We start from the raw sequence: 7,312 nt of genomic DNA, 5'->3' as shown, positions 1-7,312 counted from the left end.
GAGACAGCTCCTGACCACTACTCAGCGTGACTCGACCGACCCCGGACCGTCGCTCGCAAACTAGAGCTCGGAATCGCAATCTATCGATCGGAGTCACAGGGTTCGCGGCGGGTGGTGTCACCCGATCGGGCGGCTTATTAGACTCGATGTTGATAAGAGTGGTCGAAACCCTTGTCCGACCCGCTACCCGCGAGTAGTTTGCCGGTGTGCCCGCCGGGCCCCCGCCCCGGTCCGCCCCCTCGTCCGCCGCGTGTCAGGAGGCACCCATGCCCCGCCCCACCCCGCCCGTCACCGTGCACGACAGCCTGGTGCTCGAACCGCGCGACGTGCACTTCGACTGGTCCGAGCTGCCCCTGCACTGGATCCCCGACGAGCCGATGGCCACCCACACCATCAACGTGCTGCACCTGCTGCTGCCCGAGGGCGAGCGGTGGTTCGTCAAGGTCTTCAAGGAAGCGCTGCCGCTGATCCGCGACGAACAACTGCGCGAAGAGGTGCTCGGCTTCATCGGGCAGGAGGCCATCCACGCCGAGGCCCACCAGGAAGTCCTCGACCACCTGCTCGGCCAGGGCCTCGACCCGCGCCCCTACGTCCGGCAGATCAGCTGGCTCTTCCACCGCGTCCTCGGCGACAAGCCCGGCCTGACCGCCCGCCGGCGCCGCGAGAACATCATCGAACGCGTCGCCTTCGTCGCCGCGATCGAGCACTTCACCGCCTTCCTCGGCAACTGGGCCCTCAACTCGCCCGGCCTCGACCGCGCCAAGGCCGACCCCACCATGCTCGACCTGCTGCGCTGGCACGGCGCCGAAGAAGTCGAACACCGCAGCGTCGCCTACGACCTGATGCGCCACCTCGACCCCGGCTACCTGCGCCGCATCCGCGGCATGTTCGTCTCCGGCCCGCTCCTGGTCCACCTCTGGATCCGCGGCACCCGCTTCATGCTCGCCGCCGACCCCACCCTGGACGGCCGCCTCGCCCCCACCTGGCGCGACGCCCAGCGCGCCGCCCGCCGCGGCCTCCTCCCCGAACCCGCCCGCTTCCTGCGCTCCGCCGCCAGGTACTTCGGCCCCGGCTACCACCCCACCCGCGAAGGCAGCTCCTCCCAGGCCCTCGCCTACCTCGCCAAATCCCCGGCCGCGCAGGCTGCCGCCACCCGCTGAGGGCTCCCGAGAGGTGCAACCAGGGGCGCGGGGAACTGCGCGCAGGGGAACGGGACTTCGGAAAGATCCGAATGCCTTGAGCGCCCGAATCCTGGTCGCGGCCCCCCGCGGAGCGTGCCACCCCCAGCGGCTCCGCCCACCTGCCACCGGCTCTCCGTCCACGGACCTCGCCCGCGTCCCGTTCCCCTTCGCGCAGTTCCCCGCGCCCCTGTTTTCGCCAGCCCCCACCACCCACCCTGGAGCCCGCACCCGCCATGGATCTCGAAACCCCGCCCCCCGACCTGTACGGACGCCCACGGGCCGACCGTTTCTTCGCCCGGCTGACCGCCTTCGGCGACTGGTACAGCCCCGCGCTGGGGAGTCCAGGGCTGCGGCGGAGTCCGCGGCGGGCGGAGGCCCGGCCGGTGCCGCCGCTGTACCTGGTGGTGGTGTCGCACCGGGTGGTCGCCGAGGACGTGGTGGAGCTGCGGCTGGCCGACCCGTCCGGCGGGATGCTGCCGGCCTGGCAGCCGGGGGCGCGGATCGTGCTGACGCTGCCGTCGGGGCGCGAGCGCCACTACTCGTTGTGCGGGGACCCGGCCGACCGGCACGCCTACCGGGTCGCGGTGCGCCGGATCGCGGACGGCGGCGGCGGATCGGTGGAGATCCACGACGAACTGCACGTCGGGGTGCGGCTGCGGGTGCGCCGGCCGCGCAACGGCTTCGCGTTCTGCGGCGAGGAGAAGGTGCTGTTCCTGGCCGGCGGCATCGGCATCACGCCGCTGCTGCCGATGGCCCGGGCCGCCCAGCACGCGGGCATCGACTGGCACCTGGTGCACACCGGCCGGACCGCCGCGGCGCTCCCGTTCACCACCGAACTGGCCGCCCTCGACCCGGCCCGGGTGACCGTCCGCACCGACGACGAGCACGGCCTGCCGGACGCCGCCGAGCTGCTCGCGCACGCGCCCCGGGGCGCGGCCGCGTACGTGTGCGGCCCGGCGCCGATGCTGCTGGCCGTGCAGCGCGCGCTGCCCGCCTCGCCCGCCGTCGCGCTGCACTTCGAACGGTTCGGGGCCGCGCCGATCCTGGACGGGCGCCCGTTCCGGATCCGGGTCGGCGACGAGACGCTGACCGTCCCGGCGGACCGCTCCGCGCTGGACGTCGCCCGCGAGGTGCGCCCGGAACTGCCGTACTCGTGCCAGCAGGGCTTCTGCGGCACCTGCGTGCTCAAGGTCGCCGCCGGGACGCCCGAGCACCGCGACCGCCGACTGACCGCCGAGCAGCGGGCCGCCGGCCTGCTGCTGCCGTGCGTGTCCCGGGCCGCCGAGGGCGAGACCCTCGTCCTGGAGGTGTGAGGTGTCGAAGGTGCCCCGATTCCCGTACGACGAGCGCGACCTGGCGAAGTTCCGGGAGGTCCAGCAGCTGTCCTACCACTGCGCCGAGCAGGTCGCCGCCTGGATCGAACCCGGCGTGACGGAGCGTCAGGCCACCGCCGAGCTGCGCCGCTGCCTGGTGAAGGCCGGCGTGCAGGACTTCTTCCACGTGCCGTTCGCCTGGTTCGGCGACCGCACCGCGTTCCGGCACTTCCACACCCCGCTGCAGTTCTTCGCCGGCTCCCGGGTGCTCACCGAGGGCATGCCGTACGTGCTGGACTGCGCGCCCGTGGTGGACGGCTACACCGCCGACATCGGCTACGGCGGCAAGGTCGGCGAGAACGCCGTCTGGGACCTGCTCGCCAAGGACCTCAAGACCTACCGCGACCTGATCCTGCGCGAGGTCAGGGCCCGCCGCACCCTCGCCGAGGTGTACGCCGCCGTCGACGCCCAACTCGCCGCGCACGGCTACGACAACCGCCACCAGGTCTACCCGGGCCGGGTGATCGGCCACCAGGTGACCAGGAACACCGCCCGCGGTCCGGCCGGAGTCAACCTGTTCGGCTTCGGAGTGCGTACGCTGCAGACCCTCGGACGCGAACTGGTCAAGGAGCGCCTGGAGGGCAGGTCCCCGCTGTGGGCGGGCGGCCGGGCCTCCCGGCACGCGCCGACCCCCGGCCTGTGGGCGGTCGAACCGCACATCGGGTTCCGCGACGTGGGCATCAAGTTCGAGGAACTCCTCGTGGTCACCGACGAGGACGCGTACTGGCTCGACGACGACCTGCCGCACGTGCGGCGCTGGGCACTCCAGGAGGACGCAGCATGACCGGCCGCCGCACCGACATCCGCCGCCGCACCGTCGACTCCGGCGGGCTCGCCCTCGCCGTGTACGAGCAGGGCGACCCCGCCGACCCGACCGTCGTCCTGGTGCACGGCTACCCCGACGACCACTCGGTCTGGGACGACGTCGCCGCCGACCTCGCCGCCGACCACCACGTGGTGCGCTACGACACCCGCGGCTCCGGCGCCTCCGGCGTGCCCGCCAGCCGCGAGGACTACCGGCTCGAACTGCTCGGCGAGGACCTGTTCGCCGTCGCCGACGCCGTCAGCCCCGACCGCCCCGTGCACGTCGTCGCGCACGACTGGGGCAGCGTCCAGTCCTGGGAGGCCGTCACCACCCCCGGCGCCTACCGGCGGATCGCCTCCTACACCACCATGTCCGGCCCCTGCCTGGACCACATGGGGTACTGGATCCGGCACCGGATGCGCCGCCCCACCCCCCGCCACCTGTCCCAACTGCTGCGCCAGGGCGCCCACTCCTGGTACATCGCGCTGTTCCAACTGCCCGTCCTCGCCCCCGCCGCCTGGAAGCTCGGCCTGGCCCGGCTCTGGCCCCGCGTCCTGCGCGACCTGGAAGCCGTCCGCCCCCGGCCCGGCCACCCGCAGGCCACCCTCGCCGAGGACGCCGTGCACGGCATCGAGCTGTACCGGGCCAACATGCGCCCCCGGGTCCGGGCCCCGCGCGAACGGCACACCGAAGTACCGGTCCAGCTGATCACCCTGCAACGCGACCACTACGTCTCCGACTTCCTCTCCGAGGGCCTGGAACGCTGGGTCCCCCGGCTCACCCGCCGCACCCTCAACGCCACCCACTGGTCCGCGCTGCTCGAACAGGGCCCCACCGTCGCCGCCCTGGTCCGCGACTTCACCGCCCGCGACCACGGCGCCGCCCGCCAGGAACCCTCCACCGCGGGCGAACTGGTCGTCGTCACCGGCGGCGGCAGCGGCATCGGCCGGGCCACCGCCCTCGCCTTCGCCGACGCGGGCGCCCGGGTCGTGGTCTGCGACCGCGACCTGCCCGCCGCCCAGCGCACCGCCGAACTCTGCGAACTCTCCGGCACCAAGGCCGCCGCCTACCGGGTCGACGTCAGCGACGGCGCCGCCGTCGACGCCTTCGCCCAGCAGGTCGCCACCGAGCACGGCGTCCCCGACGTGGTCGTCAACAACGCCGGCATCGGCCACTCCGGCACCTTCCTGCAGACCACCGAGGACGAGTGGCGCCGCGTCCTGGACGTCAACCTGTGGGGCGTCATCCACGGCTGCCGCGCCTTCGGCCGACTCATGGTCGACCGCGGCACGGGGGGCCACCTGGTCAACCTCGCCTCCGCCGCCGCCTACCTGCCCGCCAAGCAGCTCGCCGCGTACGCCACCTCCAAGTCCGCCGTCTTCATGCTCTCCGACTGCCTGCGCGCCGAACTCGCCCCGCACCGCATCGGCGTCTCCACCATCTGCCCCGGCATCGTCAACACCAACATCACCCGCACCACCACCTTCTCCGGCCTCGACGACGACGCCCTCGCCGCGCAGCAGGCCAAGGTCTCCAAGCTGTACGCCCGCCGCAACTTCCCCCCGGAGAAGGTCGCCACCGAGATCCTCCGCGCCGTCCGCACCCGCAAACCCGTCGTCCCCGTCACCTTCGAAGCCAAAGCCGCCCGCCTCCTCGGCCGCCTCAGCCCCGCCCTGCTGCGCAAGGCCGCCCGGATCAACGCGGGCTGAACAGCCTGCGCAAGCAGGTGCGCGACAGCCTGCGAGAAAGCAGGGGCGCGGGGAACTGCGCGCAGGGGGACGGGACGCGGGCGAGGTCCGTGGACGGAGAGCCGGTTGCAGGTGGGCGGAGCCCCTGCGCGTGCCACGCTCCGCAGGGGGGCCGCGACCAGGATTCGGGTGCCGAGGGAAGCCGGATCTTTCCGAAGCCCCGTTCCCCTTCGCGCAGTTCCTCGCGCCCCTGGCTTCGCAGCCTCCCGCGCCCCTGGCTTCGCCGTGCGAAAAGGGGCTGCGGGAGCATGCCTGACCAGGGCAGACTGCGCGCCATGGAACAGCCGTCCGAAGCCCGCGCAGCCCTTTCGCACGTCGCGGCCCGCAGCAGCGGCGACCCGCTGCCCGCCGGGCTCGACGTCACGCTCAACTTCCACCCGGACCGCACCGGCCCCGACGGGACGCCGATCCTGGCCGCGATGGCCCGCGACGGCGCCTACCGTTCCCAGTTCAGCACCGGGACCAGCAACGGCGGCCTCACCGCCCACCCCGGCGGCGACCGCTGGAGGTGGGAGAGCCGGATCTTCGGCGGCGCCTACGACGGGGCCCCGGCCGAGCGCCGTCCCGTCTACGGCGCGCTCAACTACCGGCGCAGCCCCTACGGCGGGGCGCCGCGCTTCGGGTCCGCGCACTTCCGGCTGATGCCCGGCACCCTGCACCGGGCCACCTTCTGCTACCCCGACAGCGTCTTCGAGCCCGAGGACTTCGGCACCGCCGACGCCATGCCGCTGCTCGCGGTCGCCGAGGCCGACGAGCAGGACGCCCTGGACGACTGCATCGAGGCCCACCTGCACGGCCCCGTCCGGTTCGACGCGCACGTCGCCGCGCTGGTCCTCGACCCGTGCTACCGCGGCACCGAGGTCGAGACCGCCGCCCGCGCCCTGCCCTGCCCCGTCGAGTGGCACCCCGGCCACCGCCTCCCCGCCGCCGACCTGCCCCGCCACGCCGACTACCGAGGCCCGCACGTGACCGCGCTCGCCGCCGAGATCGCCCGCGACGGGGTGCTCGACCCGGCGGCGATCGGCGCCGCCGCCCGCACCGGGCGGCACGACCCGCAGCACCTCAAGCAGGTCTGGCACTGCCTGGCCCGGTTCGGCCGCCCCGCGGGCTCGTAGACTGACCCGCCGTGGACCTGACGACGATGGCCGGACCGCTCGCCTCCTTCGCCCTGGTGGTGGGCCTGCTCACGCTCACCCCGGGCCTCGACACCGCGCTGATCCTGCGCACCGCCGTGCTCGGCCCGCGGCGCCAGGCGTGGGGCGTGGTCCTCGGCATCCAGACCGGCACCCTGATCTGGGGCACCGCCTCCGCGGCCGGGATCAGCGTGCTGCTCACCGCCTCCCGCCTCGCCTACGAGACGCTGCGCTGGGCGGGCGTCTGCTACCTGCTGTGGATGGGCGTGCAGATGCTCCGCCGCCGCCCGCAACCGGACGACCCCGCCGACGAGGACGGCGCGGAGCGCCCCGGCGGCTGGTGGGCCGGCTGGCGGCGCGGGACGCTCACCAACCTGCTCAACCCCAAGGTCGGCGTCTTCTACGTCGCCGTCCTGCCCCCGTTCATCCCGGCCGGCGCCCCGCACCTGGCGGCCGGCGTCCTGCTCACCTCCGTCCACGTGGCCGAGGGCCTGCTCTGGTCCGCCGCCCTGATCGCCTTCGCCCGCACCCTGCGCACCCGCCTGCGCCGTCCCTCCGTCCGCCGCCTGCTGGACCGCGCCACCGGCATCGCCGTCCTCGGCTTCGGTGCGAAACTCGCCCTCGGCGACTGACCGCCGCGGCCCCGGGCTGCGGCGGCACCCGCTGTCTCGACCCCTCGGTCTCAGCCCCTCAACTTCTCGATCCCGGCCCGCAGTTCGTCCGCCGACATGCACGGCGTCACCGTGACCCTGGCCCCGAGCCGCATCCACAGCGGCTCCATGGTGGTGACCAGCGAGGACTCCTGGTCCACGTCCACCACGAGGGTGAACCCCCGGTGGCCGTTCAGCGGGTAGAAGTACGCCGCCTCCGGCCGCAACTGCTCCATCATCCGGCCCATCATCTCGGGCATCTGCCCGCTGGTGATCAGCTCGTTGGACTTCTCGGTGTCGATCTCCGCGACGATCAGGGTTCGCATCGCACGCCTCCCAGACCTCTCAGGGCTTCCGCGAACCGTTCCATTCTCCTGCCCCCACCCACCCCGGTCGCGGTGGAACGTCCACCCCGCCCCGGG

General features: G+C 73.6%; 7 protein-coding genes. 6 read left to right on the top strand and 1 reads right to left on the bottom strand.

Translation table 11 applies throughout. The annotated features are described in order from the left end of the window. The first annotated feature begins 266 nt into the window (after nucleotides 1–266). The 6 genes from IH44_RS0138175 (at nucleotide 267) to IH44_RS0138150 (ending at nucleotide 6,872) form a co-directional block, all read left to right on the top strand. Nucleotides 267–1,160: a metal-dependent hydrolase gene (locus tag IH44_RS0138175; protein WP_030464451.1), complete on the top strand. Its 894-nt coding sequence runs from the start codon at nucleotides 267–269 to the stop codon at nucleotides 1,158–1,160. 254 nt (nucleotides 1,161–1,414) lie between these two features. Then, a complete protein-coding gene (locus IH44_RS0138170) occupies nucleotides 1,415–2,494 on the top strand; it encodes a PDR/VanB family oxidoreductase (protein ID WP_030464450.1) in 1,080 nt (359 codons plus the stop codon). Between the two features lie 10 nt (nucleotides 2,495–2,504). Next, on the top strand, nucleotides 2,505–3,338 hold the full coding sequence (locus tag IH44_RS0138165; protein WP_030464449.1) for a M24 family metallopeptidase: 834 nt from the start codon (nucleotides 2,505–2,507) through the stop codon (nucleotides 3,336–3,338). After that, nucleotides 3,335–5,068, top strand: coding sequence for an SDR family oxidoreductase (locus tag IH44_RS0138160; protein WP_030464448.1), 1,734 nt, complete (start codon nucleotides 3,335–3,337; stop codon nucleotides 5,066–5,068). The genes IH44_RS0138165 and IH44_RS0138160 overlap by 4 nt, the downstream gene beginning before the upstream one ends. 314 nt (nucleotides 5,069–5,382) lie before the next feature. Next, on the top strand, nucleotides 5,383–6,222 hold the full coding sequence (locus IH44_RS0138155) for a DUF3626 domain-containing protein (protein ID WP_030464447.1): 840 nt from the start codon (nucleotides 5,383–5,385) through the stop codon (nucleotides 6,220–6,222). A gap of 26 nt (nucleotides 6,223–6,248) precedes the next feature. Beyond that, entirely contained in the window at nucleotides 6,249–6,872 is a 624-nt protein-coding gene (locus IH44_RS0138150; protein WP_030464446.1) for a LysE family translocator, read from the top strand. A gap of 50 nt (nucleotides 6,873–6,922) precedes the next feature. On the opposite strand, the gene IH44_RS0138145 is transcribed toward IH44_RS0138150, so the two are convergent. Further along, nucleotides 6,923–7,216, bottom strand: a complete 294-nt coding sequence (locus tag IH44_RS0138145; RefSeq protein WP_030464445.1) for a hypothetical protein — start codon at nucleotides 7,214–7,216, stop codon at nucleotides 6,923–6,925. Nucleotides 7,217–7,312: the final 96 nt, after the last annotated feature.

Source organism: Kitasatospora sp. NRRL B-11411, from assembly GCF_000721345.1.
Classification (GTDB): domain Bacteria; phylum Actinomycetota; class Actinomycetes; order Streptomycetales; family Streptomycetaceae; genus Kitasatospora; species Kitasatospora cineracea.
Note: the sequence above shows the minus strand (reverse complement) of the source record. Positions and strands in the feature narration are given on the sequence as shown.